Source organism: Allobosea sp. NPDC055353, assembly GCF_053644975.1.
In genome coordinates, this window is sequence record NZ_JBSHMC010000001.1 from 1,716,807 (window position 1) to 1,741,431 (window position 24,625).

Here is a 24,625-nt window from a genome sequence, read left to right on the forward strand (position 1 = left end):
GCTGTCGGCTCAGCTGATGCCGAGCAGGCGGATCAGGCCGAGGCTGACGATCGCCAGGATGATCAGGGAAATGGTGACTGCGGTGGTGACGCGTCCGCCAGCCCTGGCAACGACACGGACATCGACTCCCAGGCCCAGAGCCGCCATCGAAACGATGGTCAGGACGGTCGCGATGTGGGAGATCGGGCCGAGCGCGGCCTCCGGGATAAAGCCATGCGTGCGCAGGGCTGCCATCGCCAGGAAGGCGATGATGAACCACGGCACCAGCTTGTTGAAAGCGATGCGCTGCCGCGCGGCGCTGTTCCCTGCCGGAGCCGTCTCGGCCGTGTCGTCCTGCAGCCAGTGGCGCAGCAGCGACAGCACCAGGACGACAGGCCCCAGCATGAGGACGCGGACGAGCTTGACGAGCGTCCCGATCTGGACGCTGGCGGTGGCGACAGGCGCGGTCGCGGCCAGGACCTGCGGGACGGCATAGACCGTCAGCCCGGCCAGGACGCCGTACTGGGTTTCGGACAGCCTGAGCAGCGGGACGAGCAGCGGCAGACCGAGCACGACCAGGACGCCCAGCACCGCGGTGAAAGCGATGGAGGCGGCAACGTCCTTGCTGTCCGCGCCGATGACCGGTGCGACCGCGGCGATGGCAGAGTTGCCGCAGATCGAATTGCCGCAGGCGACGAGGACCGCCATGCGCTTCGGCAGGCCGAGCGCCCGCCCGATCAGGAAGCTGAAGGCGAGGGTTAGCGCCACCACCACGGCAATGCCGGCGATCAATGCCGGCCCGGCGGCGACGATCATCGCAGCGTTCAGGGACGCGCCGAGCAGGACGATGGCAATCTCGAGGACGGTCTTCGCCGAGAATGCGATTCCGGCGCGCCAGGTGTCGGAGGGCGTCCAGACGGACCGGACAGCGGCACCGATCAGGATTGCCAGCACCAGCGCTTCGAGCCAGGCCCGACCCGTGGCGGCAGCCTCGACGTGCTCCAGCGCGAAGGCGATCGCGCTGATGCCGACGCAAAGGCCCAGGCCGGGCAGGATTCGCCCCAATCCCCGTGATATCGAACCGGGAGACACGGGCAAAGGATTGGAAGAACGCATGGTAGCCATAGGGAAATTGTCCTCTCCGCTGACCTAGCCGGAGAAGAAATGAGCTGTCCATCGCATTATTCCGACCGTTTCGTTTCATCGGATCGAACGATGGGCGTTCGGCGATATCACCTGCTTCTTTGGAAGAGCCCGTCGGCCATGGTCGCGAGGCCGCATGGCGGCGTTCGAGGCCCTCTTTCGAGGGTTCCCTGCGTTCAGGCCCGCAAGATTTCGGCCAGCCTCCGCTCTCCCGACGTCATGCGGCCCCCCCCGGCACCGGTACTTGAAATCAGAACAATTCAAGTATCTCGTAGGCCAACTCGCCGGTGCCGTCGCATCGGCAAGTGGAATCGGCTCGCCAGCGGGCGGAGGATTGGACGTGACGACAGGCCTGTCCCGCAGAAGCTTTCTCAAGGCCGGCGCAGCCGGCGTTGCCATCAAGGTTTCGCTGCTGCCGTCCCCCCACGCAGGCGGAGCTGATCCAGACGCCGCCGCGCCCCGGTGCCGATTGGCTCGCTGCCGGTGGCAAGCCGAAATACCGCCTCGACGCGATTGCCAAGGTGACCGGCGGCAAGACCTTCTCGCGCGATTATCGCGCCCGCGACCTCGCAGGCTGGCCGAAAGAGCAGGCGCACGCCTTCACGCTGAAGGCGACGCGGGTCGATCGCGTCTTCGACGGCGTCGATCTCGACCTGCTCGGCGATGACCTGAAGCCCGACCGGCTCGTCCTGCATGAGGATCTCGTTGCCGATGGCGTCGCGATTCCCGTGCCGGGCTTCTATGGCGACGTCTTCTTCGTTCCCAAGGGCCAGACGGCCCGGCTGCTCGGCCAGCCCGTCGCCATGCTCATCTATCAGGACTTCGCCCGCTACGACGCGGCCAAGCGCAAGCTGCGCTTCAACGACAAGGTCGTGCGCTACGGTCCCGAGGGGCCCTCGACGACGCCGGGGCCTTACGGCGCGGCGCGCTATGTCCGGATCGATGGCGGCAATCCTGATGCCGATGATCGCTATTCCGCGCTCAAGGAGACGACGATCCGCGCCGGCTTCAAGGGCGAGGAGCCGCAATGGCCGGCCCCCGGCGACGGTGATGCGATGGCGCGCGGCATGGCGGCGGCAGCCGAGATCGAGCGCGAGATCGCCGCTGCCGGCGATGACGCGCTGGTGCTGCGGCGTTCCTTCACCAGCCAGTCCGCCGATGCCTCGGCCATGGAAGCCGATAACGGCAATGTCTGGTACGACCGCGCCAGCGGCCTGCTGCACGCGCTGATCGCCACCCAGTCGCCCTATGAGGTGGCGGAGATGGCGGCCCATATGGTCTCGAAGTCGACATTTCCTCTGAAAAGCATCGACCTCAAGGTCGGCTACACCGTCGGGTACGGCACCAAGGACCACGCGATCTTCCCGTTCTATTGCGTGCTCGCCGGCCTCTATGGCGACGGCCGCCCGGTCAGGCTCGCCAACGACCGCTACGAGCAGTTCCAGACCGCGCTGAAGCGCCATGGCTTCCAGATGGAGAAGGTCATGGTCATCGACCGGAAGACCGGACGGTTCCGGGCGATGACCGGGCGCTACCGCACCGATGGCGGCGGGCGCGAGAACTTCTCGGTCTCGGTCGGAACCGTCGGCGCGACGGCGGCGCAGTCGATCTATTACCTGCCGAAGAGCGATTTCTCGGCGGCGATCGTCTCGTCGCGCGCGGTCGATGCCGGTTCGATGCGCGGTTACGGCACGCTCCAGACCATGGCGGCGACCGAGATGATGGTCGATGAAGCCGCCGAGGCGCTTGGCCTCGATCCGATGGAGTTCCGGCGCCGCAACGCGCTGCAATCGGGGATGAAGAATTCGCAGGGCGCGATCCCCTCCGGCGCCATGCGCCATGGCGAGATCCTCGACCGCGCGCAGCAGCATCCGCTCTGGGCGAACAGGCAGACGCGCAAGGCCGAATTCGAGGCTGCCAATCCCGGCAAGAAATACGGCGTCGGCTACGGCCATGTGCACAAGGACTACGGCACGGGCGCGGAAGCCGCGCTCTGCGCGCTCGAATTCGATGCGACCGGGCGGTTGAAGCTCTCGCATGTCGCGCATGAGATCGGCACGGGCGCCACGACCTCGCAGGCGGTGATGGCCGCCGGCCTGCTCGGGCGGCAACCCGACGAAACCGAGTTCGGCAAGGTGCGCTGGCCGCAGATGCCGCTGGAGACCACCGACGAGCCCTACACGCTCTCCCAGGAGGAAGAGGACAAGCGCAAAGCCAATCCGCGCTGGACGCCGAGCTTCACCTCGCCGATGAGCGCCTCCAACAGCGTCTATTATCTCGGCCATGCGACGCGCGAGGCGGCCCGCGCTTTGGTCGATCTCGCGATCTGGCCGGCGGCGCGCTCGCTCTGGTCGCGCGGCATCGGCGGCGGCCAGATGGCGCCGGAAGCGGTGCGCCGCGAGGACCTGCGCATCGTCGATGGCAGGATTACCGCCGCCGCGATGCAGCCGCTCGCCTTCGCGGAGATCGCGGCGGAAGCGCACCGGCTCGGCCTCGTCACCGGCGTCACCGTGCACAGCTTCAACCGCTGGCAATGGGCCGAAGCGGAATTCGACCTGCCCGATACCGGAAAACGCCGCTTCGCCATCGACGCCCTCGCCGTGAAATACGGCGAGGGCGCGCCGGCTGCGCACAAGGACCTGATGACGCTTGAAGGCTGGCATTTCGTCGAGCGTGCCGCGGTCTTCTACCCGCCGGCGCAGCGCAACAACGCCGGTGTCACCTATTACGCGCCGATGGCGACGCTGGCCGAGATCGTGGTCGACACCGGCAGCGGCGAGATCAACCTGCTCTCGCATCACTCGATCCTCGAATGCGGCAACCAGATCGTGCCGGAGCTGGTTTCCGGCCAGATCCAGGGCGGCATCGCCATGGGCATCGGCCACGCGCTGAAGGAATATCTGCCGCTCCACGAGGACGGGCCGGGCGACGGCACCTGGAACTGGAACCGCTATGAATTGCCGGTCTCGAAGGACGTCGCCGTCTGGTCGCAGACCGCGGAGGTGCTGCCGCCGCTCTCTGACACCGACCCGCCCAAGGGCATGGCCGAGGTGGTGATGATCGCGGTCGTTCCGGCGATCGCGAACGCGGTCGCACACGCCATCGGCAAGCGCTTCTACAGCCTGCCGATCACATCCGAGAAGATCCGGGAGGCGCTGGCATGACCATCGCGATGAAGCCGCTCTCCCTGACCATCAACGACAAGCCCGTCGGGCCGATCGACGTGCCCGAGACGATGATGATGCAGGATTTCCTCTTCGAGTATCTCGACCTCACCGGCTCGCGGATGGGCTGCGGCCAGGGCATCTGCCATGCCTGCACGGTGGTGCTGGAGAAGCCCGACGGCACGCTCGAGGAGATGCGCACCTGCATCACCGGCGCGCACTGGTTCGCCGGGCGCAAGGTCAGGACCGTGGAAGGGCAAGCCAAACGCGACGCCAGCGGGACCATCACCGCGCTTTCGCCGGTCCAGCAGGCCTTCATCGAGCATTTCTCGTTCCAGTGCGGCTATTGCACGCCGGGCTTCGTCACCGGCGCGACGGTGCTGCTCGACCAGTTGAAGCGCAATCCGGTCAAGCGCGAGGCGCTGGAGCAGGTGATCAGCGAGGCGCTCGACCGCCATATCTGCCGCTGCACCGGCTATGTCCGCTATTTCGAGGCCGTGCGCGACCTCGCCCTCAAGACTCCCGGCTTGGTGAAGGCGTAACGCGCATGGCGAGGAAGCTGCTTCTGGCGGTTCTGACGATCGCTGTCCTCGGTGTGCTTGCGGCGGGCGCCGTCTTCTTGGGCCTGTTCGAGCGCAGCGTCGTCGCCAGGGATATCGAGCAACCCTTGTCGGCCGAGCAGATGAAGACGCTCGCCAAGCGCGGCGCCTATGTCGCCGTCGCCGCCGATTGCTATGCCTGCCACGTCACCAAGGGCGGCGCGCCCTGGGCCGGCGGTTTGCCCTTTGAGACGCCGTTCGGGACGATCTATTCGACCAATATCTCGCCTGACAAGGAGCACGGCATCGGCGCCTGGACGCGGGCCGAGTTCCACCGCGCCGTGCGCGACGGCGTCGGCAAGCAGGGCCATCTCTACCCCGCCATGCCCTATGCCTCCTACCGCAAGCTGACGGCGGAGGATGTCGACGCGGTCTATGCCTTCCTGATGAGCCGTGAGCCGATGAAGGTGGCGAACAAGGCCAATCATCTGCCCTTTCCCTTCAGCATCCGGCAGGGTCTGGCCTTCTGGAACCTGGTCAACCTGTCTTCCGACACGAAGACGGAGGTCGCCGGCCGCTCGGCTCAATGGAATCGCGGCCGCTATCTGACCGACGCGCTCGCCCATTGCGGCGAATGCCATACGCCGCGCAACCTCACGATGGGGATGAAGGACAGCGCCTATCTTCAGGGCGCGGAACTCGAAGGCGTCGTCGCGCCCGATATCACCAAGGCCGGGCTGACGCGGATGGGTTTCGACCCGCTGGTCTTCGCGAGCTTCATGAAGTCGGGCATCTCGGCGCAGGGCGCGATGACCAACCAGATGTTCGAGGTCGTCCATTTCTCGACCCAGTATTTCACCGCCGACGACCTCGCCGCGATGTCGGCCTATCTCTTCGATCTCGACAAGCTGCCGACGCAGGCGACCCCGCCGGCGGCGCCGCAGCCGGTCGCCGTCCCGGCCGAGACCGCCGCCTCGGCCCGCGCCAGCTATCTCGCCGTCTGCGCCAGTTGCCACGGCGCCGAAGGGCAGGGCATCCCGCATGTCGTGGTGCCGCTGGCGACCAATGCCTCGCTGCGCCTGGCGGATGCGCGCAACCTCAACAAGGTCATCCTCTCCGGCATTCCCGCCCAGCGCTTCCCGGGGCTTGAGCGCATGCAGCCCATGCCCGGCTTCGCCGCGCATCTCACCGACCAGCAGGTCGCCGACCTCTCCAACTGGCTGCGCGCAAGCTGGGGTGGCCAGCAGCCGAGCGTCACGGCGGAGGAGGTCCGCAAGCTGCGCTGACGGAGGCGAGGAGGCGGGGCAGCAACGTCGCTCCGTCATCGGCCGCCCGCCACGGCGAATGCATTCCCCGTTCTCCCGGGTTGCGCCCGGCAGTGGCTGTGTTCTCTGGGGAGACCTGCTAGGGGAAGGATATTCTCCGTGTTAGCCGGCAGGGTCTCATGCAGCTTTCTCCCAATTTCGACGAGCGGATCGATCGCCGCGGCACCCATTCGGCCAAATGGGACAAGATGGAAACCGTCTATGGCGTGCCGGCCGATGGCGGCATCGCGATGTGGGTGGCGGATATGGACTTCCGCCCGCCGGCCTGCGTCCAGACCGCCCTCGATGGCATGAACGCCCACGGCATCTACGGCTATTTCGGCGATGACCGGGCCTATCTCGCGGCGATCCGCTGGTGGATGTCGAACCGGCATGGCTGGGAGGTCGAGCCGGCCTCGGTCTTCACCACGCATGGCCTCGTCAACGGCACGGCGCTCTGCGTCGAGGCCTATACCAGGCCCGGCGACGGCGTCGTGCTGATGACGCCGGTCTATCACGCCTTCGCGCGCATCGTGACCTCGTCCGGGCGGCGCGTCGTCGAATGTCCGCTGGCGCTGGAGGAAGGACGCTACGTCCTCGACATCCCCGCCTGGGATGCCGCGATGACCGGTACCGAGCGCATGCTCATCCTCTGCTCGCCGCATAACCCGGGCGGGCGCGTCTGGACGCGCGACGAATTGCGGGCGATCGCCGATTTCTGCAAGCGCCACGACCTCATCCTGGTCTCGGACGAGATCCACCACGACCTGGTCATGCCCGGCCAGAAGCACATGGTGATGCCGGTCGCGGCGCCCGAGATCATGGATCGCCTGGTCATGATGACGGCGACCACCAAGACCTTCAACATCGCCGGCGCCCATATCGGCAACGTCATCATCCCCGACGAGCGGCTGCGCGACCTGTTCCGCGGCCGCATGGACGCGCTTGGCATCTCCCCGAATTCCTTCGGCATGGCGATGGCGACCGCAGCCTACAGCCCGGAGGGCGCGGCCTGGGTCGATGCGCTGAACCTCTATCTCGACGGCAACCGCCGCATCTTCGATACCGGGATCAACGCGATTCCGGGTGTGCGCTCGATGCCGCTGGAATCGACCTATCTCGCCTGGGCGGATTTCTCGGGCACGGGGATGGATACGGCCGAGTTCACCGCCCGTGTCGAGAAGCAGGCGAAGATCGCCATCAATCACGGTCCGACCTTCGGCAAGGGCGGCGAGAGCTTCCTGCGCTTCAACCTGGCGACGCCGCGCGATGTGGTCACGGAAGCGGTCGAGCGCCTGAAGCTCGCCTTCGCCGACCTGCAGTAAGACGGAACGGCAAGCTTCCGGAAGGAAAGGCCCGTGCAGCCGATTGACGGGAGCCAGGCCGCGTGGAACATCGTCGGCACTACCGTAATATGGGGATGGAACAATGAAGTTGACCTTGGCGCTTGCCGCTGCTGCCGTTTGCGCCGTTTCGGTGTCGGCGGAAGCGCAGACCCTGAAGACCATTCAGTCGCGTGGCGTCCTGAACTGCGGGACCGGTGCGAATCTCGCCGGCTTCGCGGTACCGGACGCGAATGGCGTTCTGACCGGCATCAACGCCGATTATTGCCGGGCGCTGGCTGCGGCCGTCTTCGGCGACAAGTCCAAGGTGAAGTTCATCCAGCTCCCCTCGAAGGACCGGATCACGGCGCTCCAGTCGGGCGAGACCGATCTCATCGCCGCTACCACGACCTGGACCATGAGCCGCGACACCACGCTCGGCCAGAACTTCCGCGCGACCTATTACTATGACGGCCAGGGCTTCATGGTGAAGAAGTCGCTGAACATCAAATCGGCGAAGGAGCTCAGCGGCGCCTCGATCTGCATCCAGCAGGGCACCACCACCGAGCTCAACACCGCGGACTATTTCCGCAAGAACAACATGAAGTTCGAGCCGGTGACCTTCGCCACCAACAACGAGGCGACCGAGGCCTATGAGAGCGGCCGCTGCGATGCCTTCACCACGGACGCGTCCGGCCTCTATGCCGAGCGCATGCGCTTCAAGGCCCCGGCCGATCACATCGTGCTGCCGGAGACGATCTCGAAGGAGCCGCTCGGCTACGTCACCCGTCACGGCGACGACCAGTGGTTCGACATCGTCACCTGGGTCCATTTCGCCCAGGTCACGGCCGAGGAGCTCGGCGTGACCCAGGCGAATGTCGACGAGATGCGCGAGAAGTCCGACAATCCGGAGATCAAGCGCCTGCTCGGCAAGGAAGGCACCTTCGGCGAGGCGCTCGGCCTCAAGAACGACTGGGCCTATAACGCCATCAAGGCGACCGGCAATTACGGCGAGATGTTCGAGCGCAACCTCGGCCAGGGCTCGCTCCTCAAGATCGCGCGCGGCCAGAATGCGCTCTGGACGAACGGTGGCCTGCAATACGCGGCGCCGATCCGCTAAGCATCGCGCCAGCGGTTTCATGATGTGAGGAAAGGCCCGGCTGCGACGAGCAGCCGGGCCTTTCCGCATGTGGCCAAGCGTGCGGCGCTTGTCCGCAATCCGCGAAAACCCCTTGCGATCGTTCGCGGACCAGCGGAATGAGGGAAGGGCTGTTTCAGTCCGAAAAGGTGAGGGTGAAGGCGATGACGGCTCCGATCGTTCCGGCAGGCGAAGCTGTGGCCGAAAGCGAGGCGTTCCGCCCGCATACCTCGCATTGGGGCGTCTTCTCGGCGCGCATGAAGGAAGGACAGCTTGAGGTCCGCCCGCATGAGGGTGATCCCGATCCCAACGAGATCATCCAGAATTTCCCCGCCGCGCTGCGCCATCGCGCCCGCATCGCCCAGCCGATGGTTCGCCGCGGCTGGCTGGAGAACGGGCCGGGTCCCGACGATCGCCGCGGCCGCGACGAATATGTGCCGATGTCCTGGTCGGCCGTGCTCGACAAGCTTGCGGCCGAACTGCGCCGCGTACGCGACGACCATGGCCCCGGCGCGATCTTCGGCGGCTCCTATGGCTGGGCCAGCGCCGGCCGCTTCCACCATGCCCAGAGCCAGATCCACCGCTTCCTGAACACCTCGACCGGTGGCTATGTGAAGTCGGTCAACAGCTATTCCTCGGGCGCGTCCTCCGTCCTCGTGCCGCATATCATCGGCGACTACGAGGATCTGGTGAAGCGCAACGTCTCCTGGGAGCAGATCGCCGATCACAGCGAGATCGTGCTCGCCTTTGGCGGCATGGCGCTCAAGAACAGCATGGTCGCCGGCGGCGGCACCAGCCGCCATGTCGAGCGCGGCGCGATGGAGCGGGCGCAGGAGCGCGGCTGCGAATTCGTGCTGGTCAGCCCGCTGCGCAGCGACCTGCCGGCCGGAGCCCGCGCCGACTGGGTTGCGAACAAGCCCGGCAGCGACACCGCGCTGATGCTGGCGCTGGTCCACACCCTCGTCGTCAACGGCCTGCACGACCGCGCCTTCCTCGACCGCTACACGGCCGGCTGGCCGGTCTTCGAGCGTTATCTGCTCGGCGAGACCGACGGGCAGCCGAAGGACGCCAACTGGGCCGCTCCGATCGCCGGCCTGCCGGCCGAGGAGATCGTCGCGCTGGCGAAGCGGCTGCACGGCAAGCGCGCTCTGATCGTCGTGGCCCATGCCCTGCAGCGCGCCGCCCATGGCGAGCAGCCGGTCTGGATGGGCATGGTGCTTTCTGCAGCGCTCGGCCAGATCGGCCTGCCCGGCGGCGGCTACGGCTATGGGCTGGGCGCCATCGCCTATTACGGCCGGCGCTACAACGCCGTGCCGATGCCGACCTTTTCGCAGGGTAAGAACCCGATCAGCGATTACATTCCGGTCGCCCGCATCTCGGACATGCTGCTCAACCCGGGCACGACCTATCGCTATAACGGCCAGACCCGGACCTACCCCGAGATCAAGCTGGTCTACTGGGCCGGCGGCAACCCGTTCCACCATCATCAGGACTTGAACCGCCTGCGCCAGGCCTTCGCCCGCATCGACACGCTGGTCGTGCATGAGCTCGCCTGGACCGCGACGGCCCGCCACGCCGATATCGTGCTGCCCTGCACGATGACGCTGGAGCGCGAGGATATCGGCGGCAATCCCAACGATCCGCTGCTGGTGCCGATGCATCCGGTCGTCGCGCCCTATGGCGAGGCCCGCGACGACTACGCGATCTTCGCCGATCTCGCCGAGCGCCTCGGCACGGGCGAGGCCTTCACGGAAGGCCGCAACGCCCGGCAATGGTTGGAGCATCTCTACGAGCCGACCCGCGCGGCGCTGGCGGCGAAGGGCCTGCCGGCGCCGAGCTTCGCCGAGTTCTGGGCCGGCGAGGGCTTCGATCTGCCGCAGCAGCCGGACGATGGCGGCAATCTGCGCGCCTTTAGGTCCGATCCGGACGCATCGCCACTGCCGACGCCATCAGGCAAGCTCGAGATTTTCTCCGAGACCATCGCCGGCTTCGGCGAGGCCGATTGCCCCGGCCACCCGACCTGGCTCGGAGCGACCAACGTCCCGGACGACGCCAACCCCTATGTGCTCGTCGCCAACCAGCCCCGGACCCGTCTGCACAGCCAGTTCGATTTCGGCGGCCATAGCAGCGACGCCAAGCATCGCGGCCGCGAGATCGCGCATATGCATCCGGACGATGCGGCGCTGCGCGGCATCGCCGATGGCGACATCATCCGGCTCTCGAACGAGCGCGGTGCCTGCCTTGCCGCCGTCCATGTCACCGACGGCATCCGCAAGGGCGTGATCCAGCTGCCGACCGGCGCCTGGTACGATCCGGCCGATCCGAACGACGACAAGCCGCTCTGCGTCCACGGCAATCCGAACGTGCTGACGCGCGACATCGGCACCTCGGCGTTGGCGCAGGGCTGCACCGGCCAGCTCACCACGGTGCAGGTCGCGCGCTTCGACGGCAACCTGCCGCCGATCCAGGCCTTCGACCCGCCGGGTTCGCGCACGGCCGAAGCCGCTGAGTAAGCCTCGACATCGCGATCCGCTGCCGGGAAAACCGATGGCGGATCGCGCAAGCTGACAACGAAACACCCGCCGCCTGCCTCCCGCGAGACCGCATGTCCTCCTATATCGACACCTATTACCGCCGCACCCTCGCGACGCAGGAGAGCTACGCGCCGGCCGAAGGCACGCTGAAGACGGATATCTGCATCGTCGGCGGCGGCCTCGCTGGCCTCACCGCCGCGCTCGATCTCGCCCGCGCCGGCCGCTCCGTGCTGTTGCTGGAGGCGCAGCGCGTCGCCTGGGGCGCTTCGGGTCGTAATGGCGGTTTCGTCAGCCCGGGCTATGCGACCTCGCTCGCCGCGATCGAGCGCCAGACCGGGCGCGAGCAGGCCGACGAACTCTATCGCCTGACCATGGAAGGCGTCGAGATCGTCCGCGGCAACATCGAAAGCCTCGCCATCACCGAGGCCGCGCCGTCGCCCGGCATCATGAAAGTCGTCCGCTACGATGGCGGCGCCGGGCTGCAGGCGGTGCGGGATACGCAGGAGAAGCGCTTCGGCCGCAAACTGCGCTATCTCGGCCGCGACGAGACGCGCGCGTTGCTGAATTCGCCAAAATACCACGCCTCGCTCACGGCCGACGATTCCTTCCATTTCCATCCGCTGAACTATGCCCGCGCGCTCGCCCGCGAGATCGTCCGGCTCGGCGGCAAGATTCACGAGGGCTCGCCGGTCATTTCCTGCGAACTCGACGGCGCGGTGAAGCGGTTGAAGACGGCCAGGGCGACGATCGAGGCCGAGCAGGTGCTGTTCACCACCGGCGGCTATACTGGTGATGTGCTGCCGGCCTTGCGGCGCGCCTATATCCCGATCGCGACCTATGTGCTGCTGACCGAGGCCGCGCCGGACCTGATCCGCCAGGCGATCCGCATCGGCACCGGCGTCGGCGACGATCGTCGCGCGGGCGATTATTACCGCACGGTCGAGGGCGGCTCGCGCATCCTCTGGGGCGGGCGTATCACCACGCGCACGACCGAGCCCAGCGACGTCGCAGCGATCCTGCGCCACGAGATGGTGACGACCTATCCGCAGCTCGCCGAGCTGAAGGTCGAGGCCGCCTGGTCGGGCCTGATGTCCTATGCGCGCCATCTCATGCCGCAGATCGGCCAGTACCGGCCGGGCGTCTGGTACTGCACCGCCTTTGGTGGCCACGGCATGAACACCACGGCGATCGGCGGCACCGTCATCGCCGAGGCGATCCGGGGCGCCAGCGACCGCTACAAACTCTTCGCGCCCTTCGGCCTGGTCTGGAACGGCGGCCCGTTCGGCACCGCCGCCGTCCAGTTGACCTATTGGGGCTACCAGGCCGCCGACCTGATCCGCGGGCGGTAGCCGCCCCCAAAACGGCTGCCGGACTTACTGGAACCCGGCAGCCTGCAGCCTGAACAATTCGGCATAGCGGCCGTCCTGCGCGATCAGTTCGGCATGGCTTCCCTGTTCGAGGATGGCGCCGCCCTCCAGCACGAGAATGCGATCGGCCATGCGCACGGTCGAGAAGCGGTGCGAGATGAGCAGCACTGTCTTGCCGGCGCTGAGATGGCGGAAGCGCTCGAAGATTTCGGCCTCGGCGCGGGCATCGAGCGCGGCGGTCGGCTCGTCGAGGATCAGGAGTTCGGCATCGCGGAAATAGGCGCGGGCGATGGCGAGCTTCTGCCACTGCCCGCCCGAGAGATCGAGCCCGCTCATGAATCCAAGCCCGAGCATCTGATCGTAAGCCTCTGGCAACCCGGAGATAACGGGATCGGCTAGGCTCTTGCGGGCGGCTTCGACGATGGCTGGTCGCTCGGCGATCCGCGCGACCCGGCCGACGCCGATATTGTCGGAAGCCGTCAGGTTGTAGCGCACGAAATCCTGGAAGATCGCGCCGACATGCTCGCGCAGCGCCGGCAGCGCGATGTCGCGGATATCGATGCCGTCGATCAGGATGCGACCCTCGTCGGGCTCGTAGAGCCGGGTCAATAGCTTGACGATCGTGGTCTTGCCGGCGCCGTTCTCGCCGACGAGTGCGAGCGTTTCGCCGGCCGGCAAGGTGAAACTGACATGTCGCAGCGCCCAGTCCGGCTTGCCGGGATAGCGGAAGCCGACATCCTCGAAGACAACGCCCTGTCGCAGAGGTGTAGGAAAGGCGCGCGGATGCGCCGGAGGCACCACGGTCGAGCGCATGTCGAGGAAGGCATGGAGATCGCCGAGATACTGGGCCTGTGAGGTGATCTGCGAGAGGCCGATGATCAACCCCTCGAACAACCCGTTGAGCCGCATCAGCGAGCCTGCCAGGAAGGTGAGGTCGCCGATGCTGAGTTCGCCCGTCAGCGCCCGCCAGGCGACGACCGCATAGGCCGCGTAATAGGCGAGCGACCCGATCGCTCCCGACAGGCTGCTCCAGGTGGCACGCCGCACGGCCAGCCGGCGGTTGGTGGCGATGATACGTTCCGCGACCTCGCGCAGCAGGCCGGCGATGTAGCTGCCCAGGCCGAACAGCTTTACCTCCTTGGCCGCATGCGTGGAGGAGCCGACATGCTGGAGATAATTCAGGCGCCGCCGTTCCGGGATCAACGCTGTCGCCGCCTCATATTGCCGGGCGTTGAAATGCGACTCGACCAGCAAGGTCGGCAGCAGGGCGGCAAGCAGAAGCAGGATCAACCAGGGCACGAAGAACACGAGTCCGGCCAGCAGCGCGAGCAGCGTGATCGCGTTCTGCAATTGAGTCAGGAGCGTGGTGACGAGCTGGTAGCCGAGCATCGTCGCGGCATTGGCGCGCTGCAGCTTGTCCTGCGCCGCGCTGCCCTCGATATCCCGGAGGTCGAGTTCGGCCGCGCGCTCGACGAGCAGCGCGCCCATCGCGAAGCCGTGGCGCTCGGACAAAAGGCCTTCGACCAGCGTTCCCAGCCGGTTGAGGGCGTTGCCGCCGGCGACCAGCAGGAATTCCAGCAAAATCCATCCCGCCAGCGCCGAGGCCCGGCCGCTCTCCAGCCAGTCAGAAAGGGCAGCGCCGGGAGCGGGCGTCCGCGTCTGCAGCACGATCTCGTCGATGATCAGCTTGCCGACGAAGAGCATCGCCGGTGGCTGCAGCGCGCGCAGCAGGCGCACCACCGCGATAGCCACGAAGAGCCGGGGACTGGTCTGCCACAGCGAGCGCAGCAGCCGCGGCACGTCGCGCCATTGGGCGAGCCGGCGCCGCAAACTGGCCGCCGCGTCGGCGAGCGAGGGAAAGGCCATCAGGGCAGCGGGAGCGGAAGAGAAGGGCGATTCATCTGCATTCAGCCTACCGGCTCGGCTTGCGCAAGGGCAGTGGTGGGGACCGCCTCCGGTCGTGGTGGTTGCTGCCGAAGTTCGATCATCTGGAGCGAGCCAAGCCCTTGCGGCGCGCGATGCGCGATCAGGATCAGGGCGCTCGCCGGCAGAGCCAGGCGCAGCGCTGACAGCGCCTGCGCTTCGGCTTGCGCATCCAGCGCGCTCGTCGCCTCGTCGAGCACCAGCCAGTCGGGCGCCTGCAGCAGCGCGCGTGCGAGGGCGAAGCGTTGCTGCTCGCCGCCGGAGAGCCCGCGCCGCCTGTCCGTCCAGCCGTCATCGTCGATCGACCAGATATCCTCCAGACCGACGGCGGCGAGCGCCTGGCGCAGTGTTGCCTCGTCGATCGCGTCGGGCGGTTGCGGGTAGGCCAGCGCGGAACGCAAGCTCCCGAGCGGCAGATAGGGCTGCTGCGGCAGCACGAGGATGCGCCCCTCCGGCCGTTCGATCCGGCCCTCGCCATGCGTCCAGAGTCCGGCAATCGCCTTCGCCAGCGTGCTCTTGCCATGGCCGGAGGGGGCCGCGAGCCAATAGCTGCCGCCGGCCTCCAGTTTCAGGTCCGGGACGGGTGGGAGATCGCGCCCCGCAGGTGTTGCGAGGACGAGGCCGCGCAGCCGCAGCCTTGCCTCGCCCATCTTGTGCAGGATAGGGCCCGCTGCCGGTGCGGCCGCTCCTTCGGCAGCCCTCATGAAATGCGACAGGCGGCTCGCAGCCGCGGCGAGCTCGGTCAGGTCGCGATAGGAGAACACGAACCAGGACAGCGTCGTCACAACGTTCTGGAAGGCCGAACCGATCTGCATCAGCCCGCCGAAGGTGACGCGCCCGGCGAGAAAGGCCGGTAGCGCCAGGAAGAGCGGGATGCGCAGCACGGTCTGGAAATAGGGCCGCGTGAAGAAGCCGAGGATCAATTCGCGATTGGCCAGCCTCTGCCAGTTCCCGGCGATGGCACCGAAGCGCTCGCCGAAGAGCCTTCGCTCGGCCGGCTCGCCATCCGCCAGCGCCACGGCCTCGACATGCTCGCGCAGCCTGACCAGCGAGAAGCGGAAATCGGCCTCGCGCCGCTGCTGCTCGATGTTGAGCGCCTTCAGCGGGCGCCCGAGCCCATGCGTGATGAACGTGGCGATCGCCACATAGAGCGGCGCGGCCCAGACCATGTAGCGCGGGATTTCAATCGCGTAGCCGAACAGGCTGAAGGACAGCGCAAAGGTCGAGAGCGACCACAGGATCGAGACATAGGTCACCAGCGCGACGCTATTCGTGGCGAGCTCCATGCCTTCGATCGTGAGCTTCTCGACGAAGATGCGGCAATCCTCGGCGATGCGCTGGTCGGGATTGTCGAGCCCGTGATCGGTCCGCTCGCGCATATGCCAATAGGCCTTGCCGGCGAGCCAGCGGTCGAGCGCGGCCTCGGTCAGCGCGCGGCGCCAGCGGATCTGCACCATCTTGCGCAGATAGGCGCTGGAGAGATGGATCGCGACGCTGATCGCGATCAGGCCGAAGAAGATCGCGATCTGGCGCAGCGCGCCGTCGACATCGAGCTTCTGCAACGCGTTGTAGAAATCGGCGGTCCAGGAGATCAGGCGAACCATGACCTGGACGCTGGCGAGGCCCAACCCGAAGATCAGCAGGAAATAGAGCGCGCCGACCCTGCCGCCCGGCCCGGCGATGCAGAGCCTGGTCAGCCCGATGATCTGGGAGAGCACGGCCCTCATGATGCGGCTCGCGGCGTCCGGCGCGATTGCGGTGGCTCGGGCGTATCCAGCCGGAACAGCGCGTCGGCGATGCCGGCAAGAGGGGCGGCGTCAGGAGTGGCTTCGGTCGCGGGTAGCAGAACCGCGACATCCGCGATGTCGAGATCGCGCAACTGGAACGGCGTGCCATGGCCATATTCGAGATGGCCACGTCCGATGATGCCGACGACCAGCGGATCGTTGGTCGCCTCGGTAAGATGATCGGCGATGCGGCAGGCGAAAGAGCGGTCCCAGCACTGCTGCGCCCGCACGAAGCGGTCGAAGCGCTCCGGCGCCATCGCCTCGGGCTTGGCCGCTTCGCTGAACCGGCCGGTGATCGCCGCGAGATAGGCGCGATAGCCCTCCGTCGCGGGCGCGGCCGGCGTGACGCCGTCGCGCTCGTCGACCGGGATCGCTGCCCAGCCGACCTGTCCGACCCGGGTTACGAGCGGGCGATGGCAGTTCAACGCCAGCATCTTCACGCGCTGCTGCCGGCAGAAATGGAACAGCGGCAGGTAGAGTTCCGGGTCGAAACCCCAGACATCAGCCCACTCGCTGCGCTCGATGAAGGTCGCTGTGTCCATCGCGCCGTCGATCCAGGCGTCGAGCACCGGCTGGATGCGCAGCGGGAACATCTCGTACCCGACCGCCATTGCCGGCCGCAGCAGGTGCAGGCAGGTCGTGACATGGAGCTGCCAGCGGTGGATTTCGGCGACGTCATGCGTCTCGCCGAGCAGGACGACGCGTTTTCGTGCCATCGCCTGCATCAGTTCGCCCTGCTGCAGCAGCCGGCCCGTCTCCGGGCAGAGCCAGCTTGCGCGCGGATGGGCGAAGCTTGCGACGGCCGGGCTGGCGTTAGCCGCGGGCATCGACACCCGGCACCTCTGCGAAAGCCGCTGCCGGACCACGCAGGACGAGGCCGAAGCCCTTGCCCTCGGCGTCGCGGGCCTGAAGGGAAACGACGCCTTCGCTCTCCGTCCGCGCCCAGCCGGAGACCGCGCCGGCCTTGAGATGCAGATGGAAATCGCCCTGCATGATGTTGACGAAACCCATCGCCGGCCTCGGCTCGGGCAGGGCGCCCTGCCAGTGCTGGAACAGGCCGGCGCGCTCGATATCGATCGCGATCGCCTCGCCGCTCGCCAGGATCGCAGCGAAGCTGCGTCCGCCGAGATCATCCTCGGGCACGTCGGCGGAGCCGCCGCTGCCGGGCGCCTCGCGCTGGACCGGCTCCAGCTTCTCGCCGGCGCCGAAGGGCTCCAGTGCCTTGTCGAAAGGCTCCAGCCCGTCGAGCCCGATCAGGCTGAACAGCGTCTCGCCGGTCGCGCCCTGGCATTCCAGGCGCGGCAGCACGCGCTCGCGCATCTTGCTGGTCCGGTCGGCGACGATGCTGACGACCGTGGCGAGGTCGATGCGGCTGTCATGGAAGGCGCCGGATAGCCTTGCCTCGTCTCCGGCGATGGTCACGGTCTCGACCGCGCCCATCCGCTCATGCGTCGCGCCGCCGGAGCGGGTGCTCAGCATGACGCGACCCATGGCGGGCAGGTTCTGCAGGATTTCGGCTGGCGACTGCGCGAGCTTTTCGCGCGGGTTGGTCTCGTTGCTCATGATGGTCTCCAAAAGGGTTGCGACGCCCCGGGGTCTCGGCCGGGGCGCCGCTGATCCGCCGGGCTCTGCAGCGCGGCGTCTCGAACAGGGTCAGAATTCGACGGAAGCGGAGAGCTTGAAAGTGCGCCCCGGCGCCGTCTGCAATTCGAGCGGATTGGCCGCCGCGACACAGCTGGCCGGGCTGGTGCACACAGCAGTCGTGTTCGCATAGGTCGTCCCGCCGACGAGATTGGCGAAGTAGCGCTTGTCGAAGATGTTTTCCACGCCGCCACGCACGGTGATGGCTGAGGTCGGTTTCCAGCTCAGATAGGTATCGAACACCGTGTAGCCGCCCTGCTTGAAGAGGGTGGGCGAGCTGGCCCGGTTCGCGCCGCCGGCGAAGGTGCCGATAACCTCGGCCTCGAGCCCGTATTCCGGCATCAGATACTTCAGCCCGGCGACGGCCTTGAACGGATTGACGTCGAAGGGCGTGACGGGCAGGCCCGCCTCGACGCGCTGCTTGCCGTACTGATAGCTCAGCGACACATTGGCGAGCCAGCGCTCGTGCAGGCGATATTCGGCCGAGGCCTCGATGCCGGAAATCTGCACCTGCGACAGGTTGCGGTAGGTGATGTCGATCGTGCCGGGGATTTCGTAGAAGGACTGGATGAAGTCCTTGTAGCGCGCGTGGAAGACGCCGACCGAAAACCAGCCATCGGCGAATTTGCCGCGGAAGCCAGCTTCGTAGGAACGGACGCTTTCCGGCCGCAGGTCCGGGTTCGGGATCAGGTTGAAGCCCGTCGACGGCAGCGAGGTATAGAGCTGCTCGGCCGTCGGCATCTTGAAGCCCTCGGCATAGCGGGCATAGACCGAATAGGTGTCGTCGAGCTTGAAGATCGTGCCGATCTGCGGAACCAGCCGGTGCGAGGTGATCTCGCGCGGCTCCTTGCCGGGGACGATCTTGTATCCCGGCCCGGGCTTGGGATCGATATTGTAGTTCGCGTAACGCAGGCCGGGCGTGATCGTCCAGCGGCCCGACAGCAGCTCGATCTCGTCCTGGAGATAGAAATCGTAGCGGTTCGTCGTCGAGTCCGCGAAGTTGAATCCGCCGGCGATCGTCGTCGTCGTCACGCCCGTGGCGAGGTTCTTCACATCGTCCTGGCGCTTGTAGTTGGTCTTGGTGATATCGCCCTGGAAACCGTAGGTCAGGCGGTGGAAGCTCGGGCCGAGCCCGAAGCTCGACTTCGCCTGGATGTCGAGCTGCGAGAACTGCTCGGAATAGTCGTGCAGGCCGCGGGTCAGACGCTGCTGGCCGTTGGCGAGTGTCTGCAGGTTGTTGGTGACGAAGGTCCGCTCCTGCGGCGAGAACGACGCCTGCCAGCGCACGGAATCGAGGAAGCTCAAGCCGGCCTGCCACTCATGTTCGAGCGCGATCCGCTTGCGGCTCTTGACCTGGTTGCGGATGTTCGGCCCGTTCCGGATGCCTGAGCTCACGACGTTGTAGTTGTAGAGCTGGTTCACCGTTGAATCGCTGTCGTAGTATTCGCCGGTCAGCTTGAAGGTGTGGTCCGTCGTCGGCTTGAAGACGAGCTTGGCGAAGCTGTTCCAGACCGTGACGTCGAGCGGATTGAGCTTGTCGCAGCCGAGGAAGCGCATTGTCGGCACCGGGCAGCCCCAGCGGCCGCCATCGGCCCGCGCCTTGGTCAACCGCGCCTCTTCGGCGCTCTTCTGGCTGACGCCGACGATGCCTTCCAGCATCGGCGAGAAGCGGAAGGCCGCGATTCCGGTCTTCACGAAGGAGCGGTCGAGGCTGTCATAGCTGGTGGTGAGCCGGGCCGCGTAGGGCTTGTCCTTGCCCTTCAGCAGGTCTTCCGGGTCGAGCGTGCGATAGGCGACGATGCCGCCGAGCGCGTCGGCGCCCCACAGCACGGAGCCCGGCCCGCGCACGATCTCGACATTCTTGAGGAAGGGCAGGTCGACGAAGTCGCGGTTGCCGTCGGTGACGCGCTCGATCACGCGCGAGCCGTCGACCTGCATCTGCACCCGGTTGCCGCCGACGCCGCGGATGGTGAAGCCGCCGTAATTGCCGAACGGGTCGGTGCTGCTGGTGATCCGGTTGACGCTGACGCCCGGCTGGTAGCGCACGAGGTCCTGCGTGTCGCGCGTGATCCGCTCGTCGAGTTCCTGCCGCGTGATCACGCTGACGGTGCCGGGAACATCGAGAGCCTGCTTTTCGCCGCGCGACGCCGTGACCGTGATCTGGTCGAGCGAGATCATCTGATCGCTGCTGGGCGCATTGACCTGCGGAGCTTGCGTTTGCGCCTGTGCCACCGAAAGAGCTGTTGTCGACAGCAAAGCTGCCAGGAAAGCCAATCTAGAATTATTATTCATTACGTAACCCCAGTCCCATGTCCGGGGCGTGTAATAGTCTTCTTAAAGGATTCGCAAGTTGATTCTTTGTGGGATTGCGATATAATAATTGATATAATTCAAAAGAGAGACTTTAGATATAATATAGTTATTACAATAATCTGTTGTGTAAAGCCTTATCTGAACAAATAGAGAGGAGATTTGTTCAATGCTCCGTGGCCCGTGAAGCTGGAGCCTTGGGCCCGGCGCCGCGGGCGGCGATCAGATCAGCGCCATAAGGTGCAGCCCGACGAAACAGCCGGCGCCGCCGGCGATCAGCAGGAGCGGATTGACCGGCGTCAGCATCAGCAGGGCGGTCGAGACCAGCGCGACGCCGCGGCCGATCCAGCCGCTGTCGAGAGACTGGATCAGCACATAGCTTGCCGCGAGGATCATCCCAGCCGCGACCGGTCGCAAGCCCTTCTCAAGCGCGCGCAGCAGGCGGGCGCCCTCGTAGCGCGACCAGATATGGGCGACCCCGTAGATCAGGAAGGCGGTCGGCCCGAAAATGCCGGCGGTTGCGGCGAGCGCGCCCCAGAATCCGGCGATCTGCCAGCCGATCAGCGTCGCCAGCAGCGAGCCCGGCCCCGGCGCCAGCCGCGCGATCGCGAAGGCGTCGACGAATTGGGCGGCGCTCATCCACTGGTGCACCTCGACGATCTGGCGGTGCATGTCGGCGATGGCGCTCTGGCCGCCGCCGATGGTCACCAGCGAGAGCGGCAGGAAGACCAGGAGGATGTTGAAGGGCAGGGATGACATCGGGTTGAGTATTTTCGAGCGAAGTGGGTACCGGTTCGCGTGAAGAACCGAAGGTCCGCGCAGCGAACATGCGTCTAAAACAAAAAAACGTTCAACCGTCCCGGTAGGTCACGGCGACGCTGAGCGAGCCGAAGCCGAGCACCGTCCAGAGCAATGGCCATTTCAGGATCGCGACCGCGACGAAGGTCGCGGCCATGATCGCGAGCGGGAAGACCCGGCGCGGCACCCGGCGCGCGGCCGTCAGCCCCATCGCCAGTGACAGGCCGATCGCGCCCGAAGCCGCGCCGCTCAGCGCGACATGGCTGAGTTCATAGCCGCTGAGCGAGGCGAAGGCGCTGCCGATCAGGACGATGACGAAGGCGGCAGGCACGACGATGCCGAGCCAGGAAGCGATGGCGCCGTTGCGTCCGCCGAGCTTGTAGCCGATCCAGATCGCCATGTTGGTGACGTTGACGCCGGGCAGGGCCTGCGCGACCGAGAGCCCGTTGAGGAAATCCTCCTCGCTCATCAGGCGCCGGCGCTGCACGAATTCCCGGAGCATCCAGCCGCTCAAGCCGCCGCCGAAGCTGGTCAGCCCGATCCGCGTGAAGATCAGGAAGAGCTGCAGCGCGCTCGGGCGCTCGGCCAAGTTATCCGGCATCTGATTCTGCGCCATGAGACGGCTGATGAAGCCAGAAAGCAGGCTTCACAGGGATTGGCCAGCGCTGAAGCGCATTGCCGGCATGACAGCGGTTTCAAACCATCTTTGTCATTCCGGGGCTTCGCGGAGCGAAGAACCCGGAACCCACGACGGGGGGAGGCGCTCGCAACCGGGCATCGGATGTCTCACCCCGTCGTGGGTTCCGGGCTCGCGCCTGCGGCACGCCCCGGAATGACAAAGGGGGGCGGCCGGGAGCTATCCAGCAGCCGCCCACGTCACCTAGCGAGTTGGAGCGTCCGACCGTCGCAAGGTGCGCTTGACGGCGCGCTTCAATTGGGCGCCGGCCTTGCGCACGAGTTCGCGATTGCTGCCCGCGCGTCCCTTGCCGCCTGGCGAGGATGCGGGAAGGGGCAGGGGCGTTTCCTTGGCATGCAAGGCTGCCCTGCCGGGGCCCGCCGGCTCGGCCGGCGCGATCCTGAAATCGGGGCCGCTGACCGGCAGCGCCGCCATGGCCGGATCGACGAAGGCCTTGATCGGCAGATGGTCTGAGGCGATGCGCGCGAGCGGCGTATCATGGACCGCGACCTCCGACAGGATTTCCGGGCGGTTGGCGATGATCCGGTCGAGCGCCAGCAAGGGCAGCCCGGCCGGGAAGCTCGGCACCGGCACGGGCATCGCGCCGAAGGCGGCATCGAGCGCGCTCAGTGCCGAGCGGCCGCCGAGGCGCCATTCGTTGAGATCGCCGAGCAGGAGGGTGGGGCGCTCGTCCCGGCTGCGCATCAGGTCGATGATCATCCGGGCCTGCTGCGAGCGCGAGCGCCTGAGCAGTCCGAGATGGGCCGCGACGATCCTGAGCGCCGCGCCGCTCTCCAGGTCGATATCGACGACCAGCGCGCCACGCGGCTCCAGCCCCGGCAGCGAGACCTGATGCACGTCGCGCACCAATCCCTGCCGGAACAGCACGACATTGCCGTGCCAGCCATGCGCCGCGGCATTGGAGCTTTCCACGGGAACAGGGACGAGGCCGGTCTCGTCTTTCAGCCGGGCGAGGTCGAGCAGGCCGTGGCGGGCGCCGAAGCGCTTGTCGGCCTCCTGCAGGGCGATGACATCCGGCGCGATCTCGCGGATCACCTGCCCGATCCGGCCGGGATCGAAGCGGCCATCGACGCCGACGCATTTATGGACGTTGTAGGAGGCGACCAGCGTGCCCCCGGAACGACCGTTCTCTCCGGCCGAAACGGTGCCGGGGCGGTTGTTGCGCTGGCGCAGCGAGGCGATGATGCTGGCGGGCAGGCTCTGGTTCTTCTTCTGCATCGCTCCGCCGGCTCGTGCTCCGGACCCGCCGAGAGGGGACGGGTAACGGCTTAGGCATCCATGGCGTCAGGGATATGACCGCGTCGGTTCACAGATAGGGCGAGCCGAGCCAGATCAGCCTGTCGATCAGACGCATGACATAGGGCCGGGCACGCAGGCCGGCAAGCGTGACCGGGGTCGCAGTCGACATCACCGTCTCGATCCGGCGCTCGATCGCGCGGGCGAAGCCATGGTCGAGAACCTCGAGGTCGATCTCGAAGTTCAGACGCAGCGAACGCGGGTCGAGATTGGAGGAGCCGACATAGGCCCAGCTCCCGTCGACGGCGAGGAGCTTGGAATGGTCGAAGGCGCCGGTGGAGCGCCAGATCCGGCAATAATTCTTCAGGATCTGGTCGAATTGCGCGGTCATGGCGCGATCGACCAGCACGAGGTTGTTGACCGAGGGCACGACGATATCGATGTCGACGCCGCGTCGCGCCGCGGTGACGAGCGCGCTGATCAGTTCCTGGTCGGGCAGGAAATAGGGCGACATGATCTTGACCGATTGGCGCGCCACCGACAGCGCGCCCATCAACAGCTTGTGATTGGTTTCCAGATAGGAATCCGGCCCCGTGGGCACCGCGCGTGCCAGCACCGGCATGCCGCTTCGCGCCAGCTCCGGAATCTCCCAGGCCGGGCCGGCCAATGCCTCGCCGGTGGCGAAGCACCAGTCCTCGGCCGCGACGGCGAAGAGATCGGCCACCACAGGCCCCTCGATGCGGAAATGCGTGTCATGAGCGAAGGCGTCGCCGGCGAATTCGCGGGTGAAGCCCTCGCGGATGTTCATCCCGCCCATGAAGCCGATCATCCCGTCGACGACGATGATCTTCCGGTGCGTCCTGAGATTGGCATAGGGCAGCCGCAGGCCCATGATGATGTTGCCGTTGAAGACGTCGACCGCGACCCCGCCCTCGCGCAGGTGCCCGGCGATGCTCGGCACCGAATAGCGCGCCCCGACCGCATCGATCAGCACCCGGACCGCGATGCCGCGTTTCTGCGCCTCGATCAGCGCATCGGCGATGCGCAGGCCGATCGGGTCCCGGTCGAAGATGTAGCTTTCCAGGATGATGCTGCGCTGCGCTGCCGCGATGGCGGCGAGTATCGCGCCATAGGCCTCGTCGCCGGTCTCCAGCGTGTCGATGCGGTTGCCGGTGGTCAGCGGGTGGCGGGCGACGCGGTCGCCGAGCGTCTTGAGCGCGAGGAAGCGCCGGCCGAAATGCGTCGCGATCGCCTCGTCCTCGACATGGAAATCGGCCGCCGCCATGCCATGGCCGGGGCGCTGGGCCAGGATCGAGGCGCGGCGGATGCGGTTGACCCCGGCGATGGCGTAGAGCAGCGGCCCGATGATCGGCGAAAGGATGATGACGCCGACCCAGCCGATGGCGGCGCGCACCTCGTCCTTGGTCATCACCGCATGCGCGCCGGCGACGGCCGACAGCGCGATCGTGATGACCGCGAGGATATGCGGCCAATAGGTCGAGAGAATCCCCCACATGCCGCTGAGGCTAGAGCATGTTTCGAACGGATTGAAACGTCATTGCAGGCGAACGAGGCAATCCAGGGGATCGGGTTGAACCATTCAGCCCGATCCCCTGGATTGCTTCGTCGCTGCGCTCCTCGCAATGACGGGGATGGACGATCCCGCCATGCATTGTCAGCGGTTCATCACTCCGGCCCAGACTCGACTCGCCTTCCGGCGGGGAGCGCTCTATAAAGAACAAA

The 24,625-nt window shown here is 66.6% G+C and carries 16 protein-coding genes and 1 pseudogene; 7 read left to right on the forward strand and 10 right to left on the reverse strand.

The genetic code is table 11. From position 1 onward, the window contains the following. Positions 1-9: 9 nt before the first annotated feature. Complete coding sequence (locus tag ACWIEX_RS07985) at positions 10-1,104, reverse strand: YeiH family protein (protein ID WP_454032545.1); 1,095 nt, start codon at positions 1,102-1,104, stop codon at positions 10-12. 410 nt (positions 1,105-1,514) lie between these two features. Between ACWIEX_RS07985 and ACWIEX_RS07990 the strand changes: the two genes are divergently transcribed. From ACWIEX_RS07990 to ACWIEX_RS08020, 7 genes are all read left to right on the forward strand, one after another. After that, positions 1,515-4,286, forward strand: coding sequence for a xanthine dehydrogenase family protein molybdopterin-binding subunit (locus tag ACWIEX_RS07990; protein WP_454032546.1), 2,772 nt, complete (start codon positions 1,515-1,517; stop codon positions 4,284-4,286). After that, positions 4,283-4,828 (forward strand): (2Fe-2S)-binding protein, encoded by a 546-nt coding sequence (locus tag ACWIEX_RS07995; protein WP_454032547.1) that lies wholly within the window; start codon positions 4,283-4,285, stop codon positions 4,826-4,828. Before ACWIEX_RS07990 ends, ACWIEX_RS07995 begins: the two co-directional genes overlap by 4 nt. A gap of 5 nt (positions 4,829-4,833) precedes the next feature. After that, complete coding sequence (locus ACWIEX_RS08000; RefSeq protein ID WP_454032548.1) at positions 4,834-6,111, forward strand: cytochrome c; 1,278 nt, start codon at positions 4,834-4,836, stop codon at positions 6,109-6,111. 158 nt (positions 6,112-6,269) lie between these two features. Beyond that, positions 6,270-7,454, forward strand: coding sequence for a MalY/PatB family protein (locus ACWIEX_RS08005; RefSeq protein WP_454032549.1), 1,185 nt, complete (start codon positions 6,270-6,272; stop codon positions 7,452-7,454). A 103-nt stretch (positions 7,455-7,557) separates the two neighbouring features. Continuing rightward, a complete protein-coding gene (locus ACWIEX_RS08010) occupies positions 7,558-8,571 on the forward strand; it encodes an amino acid ABC transporter substrate-binding protein (protein WP_061963901.1) in 1,014 nt (337 codons plus the stop codon). 182 nt (positions 8,572-8,753) lie between these two features. Then, positions 8,754-11,102 (forward strand): molybdopterin guanine dinucleotide-containing S/N-oxide reductase, encoded by a 2,349-nt coding sequence (locus ACWIEX_RS08015; protein ID WP_454032550.1) that lies wholly within the window; start codon positions 8,754-8,756, stop codon positions 11,100-11,102. Between the two features lie 92 nt (positions 11,103-11,194). Next, a complete protein-coding gene (locus ACWIEX_RS08020) occupies positions 11,195-12,472 on the forward strand; it encodes an NAD(P)/FAD-dependent oxidoreductase (protein WP_454032551.1) in 1,278 nt (425 codons plus the stop codon). A gap of 24 nt (positions 12,473-12,496) precedes the next feature. Here the strand turns inward: ACWIEX_RS08020 and ACWIEX_RS08025 are convergent, their stop codons facing one another. From ACWIEX_RS08025 to ACWIEX_RS08065, 9 genes and pseudogenes are all read right to left on the reverse strand, one after another. Then, complete coding sequence (locus ACWIEX_RS08025; RefSeq protein ID WP_454032552.1) at positions 12,497-14,356, reverse strand: ABC transporter ATP-binding protein; 1,860 nt, start codon at positions 14,354-14,356, stop codon at positions 12,497-12,499. 41 nt (positions 14,357-14,397) lie between these two features. Next, complete coding sequence (locus ACWIEX_RS08030; protein WP_454032553.1) at positions 14,398-16,140, reverse strand: ABC transporter ATP-binding protein/permease; 1,743 nt, start codon at positions 16,138-16,140, stop codon at positions 14,398-14,400. Continuing rightward, positions 16,137-17,027, reverse strand: coding sequence for a ChaN family lipoprotein (locus tag ACWIEX_RS08035; protein WP_454032554.1), 891 nt, complete (start codon positions 17,025-17,027; stop codon positions 16,137-16,139). The genes ACWIEX_RS08030 and ACWIEX_RS08035 overlap by 4 nt, the downstream gene beginning before the upstream one ends. After that, positions 17,014-17,763, reverse strand: coding sequence for a hypothetical protein (locus tag ACWIEX_RS08040; protein ID WP_454032555.1), 750 nt, complete (start codon positions 17,761-17,763; stop codon positions 17,014-17,016). Before ACWIEX_RS08040 ends, ACWIEX_RS08035 begins: the two co-directional genes overlap by 14 nt. A 90-nt stretch (positions 17,764-17,853) precedes the next feature. Then, positions 17,854-20,019 carry a TonB-dependent hemoglobin/transferrin/lactoferrin family receptor gene (locus ACWIEX_RS08045; protein ID WP_454032556.1) on the reverse strand — a complete coding sequence of 722 codons (2,166 nt, stop codon included), beginning with the start codon at positions 20,017-20,019 and terminating at the stop codon, positions 17,854-17,856. A 354-nt stretch (positions 20,020-20,373) separates the two neighbouring features. After that, a complete protein-coding gene (locus ACWIEX_RS08050; protein WP_454032557.1) occupies positions 20,374-20,910 on the reverse strand; it encodes a chromate transporter in 537 nt (178 codons plus the stop codon). A gap of 91 nt (positions 20,911-21,001) precedes the next feature. Further along, complete coding sequence (locus ACWIEX_RS08055) at positions 21,002-21,550, reverse strand: chromate transporter (RefSeq protein ID WP_454032558.1); 549 nt, start codon at positions 21,548-21,550, stop codon at positions 21,002-21,004. 516 nt (positions 21,551-22,066) lie between these two features. Beyond that, a pseudogene (locus ACWIEX_RS08060) lies at positions 22,067-22,864 on the reverse strand (endonuclease/exonuclease/phosphatase family protein); the annotation flags it as partial. Between the two features lie 88 nt (positions 22,865-22,952). After that, complete coding sequence (locus ACWIEX_RS08065) at positions 22,953-24,398, reverse strand: phospholipase D-like domain-containing protein (protein ID WP_454032559.1); 1,446 nt, start codon at positions 24,396-24,398, stop codon at positions 22,953-22,955. Between the last annotated feature and the right edge of the window lie 227 nt (positions 24,399-24,625).

Excerpts from the sequence above, each read along its gene's own strand:
- ACWIEX_RS07995 (WP_454032547.1), top strand. The coding sequence starts at position 4,283 with ATGACCATCGCGATGAAGCCGCTCTCCCTGACCATCAACGACAAGCCC.
- ACWIEX_RS08050 (WP_454032557.1), bottom strand. The coding sequence starts at position 20,910 with ATGTCATCCCTGCCCTTCAACATCCTCCTGGTCTTCCTGCCGCTCTCG.
- ACWIEX_RS08030 (WP_454032553.1), bottom strand. The coding sequence starts at position 16,140 with ATGAGGGCCGTGCTCTCCCAGATCATCGGGCTGACCAGGCTCTGCATC.
- ACWIEX_RS07985 (WP_454032545.1), bottom strand. The coding sequence starts at position 1,104 with ATGGCTACCATGCGTTCTTCCAATCCTTTGCCCGTGTCTCCCGGTTCG.
- ACWIEX_RS08005 (WP_454032549.1), top strand. The coding sequence starts at position 6,270 with ATGCAGCTTTCTCCCAATTTCGACGAGCGGATCGATCGCCGCGGCACC.
- ACWIEX_RS08020 (WP_454032551.1), top strand. The coding sequence starts at position 11,195 with ATGTCCTCCTATATCGACACCTATTACCGCCGCACCCTCGCGACGCAG.
- ACWIEX_RS08040 (WP_454032555.1), bottom strand. The coding sequence starts at position 17,763 with ATGAGCAACGAGACCAACCCGCGCGAAAAGCTCGCGCAGTCGCCAGCC.
- ACWIEX_RS08000 (WP_454032548.1), top strand. The coding sequence starts at position 4,834 with ATGGCGAGGAAGCTGCTTCTGGCGGTTCTGACGATCGCTGTCCTCGGT.
- ACWIEX_RS08055 (WP_454032558.1), bottom strand. The coding sequence starts at position 21,550 with ATGCCGGATAACTTGGCCGAGCGCCCGAGCGCGCTGCAGCTCTTCCTG.
- ACWIEX_RS08010 (WP_061963901.1), top strand. The coding sequence starts at position 7,558 with ATGAAGTTGACCTTGGCGCTTGCCGCTGCTGCCGTTTGCGCCGTTTCG.
- ACWIEX_RS08065 (WP_454032559.1), bottom strand. The coding sequence starts at position 24,398 with ATGTGGGGGATTCTCTCGACCTATTGGCCGCATATCCTCGCGGTCATC.
- ACWIEX_RS08045 (WP_454032556.1), bottom strand. The coding sequence starts at position 20,019 with ATGATCTCGCTCGACCAGATCACGGTCACGGCGTCGCGCGGCGAAAAG.
- ACWIEX_RS08035 (WP_454032554.1), bottom strand. The coding sequence starts at position 17,027 with ATGCCCGCGGCTAACGCCAGCCCGGCCGTCGCAAGCTTCGCCCATCCG.
- ACWIEX_RS08015 (WP_454032550.1), top strand. The coding sequence starts at position 8,754 with ATGACGGCTCCGATCGTTCCGGCAGGCGAAGCTGTGGCCGAAAGCGAG.
- ACWIEX_RS08025 (WP_454032552.1), bottom strand. The coding sequence starts at position 14,356 with ATGGCCTTTCCCTCGCTCGCCGACGCGGCGGCCAGTTTGCGGCGCCGG.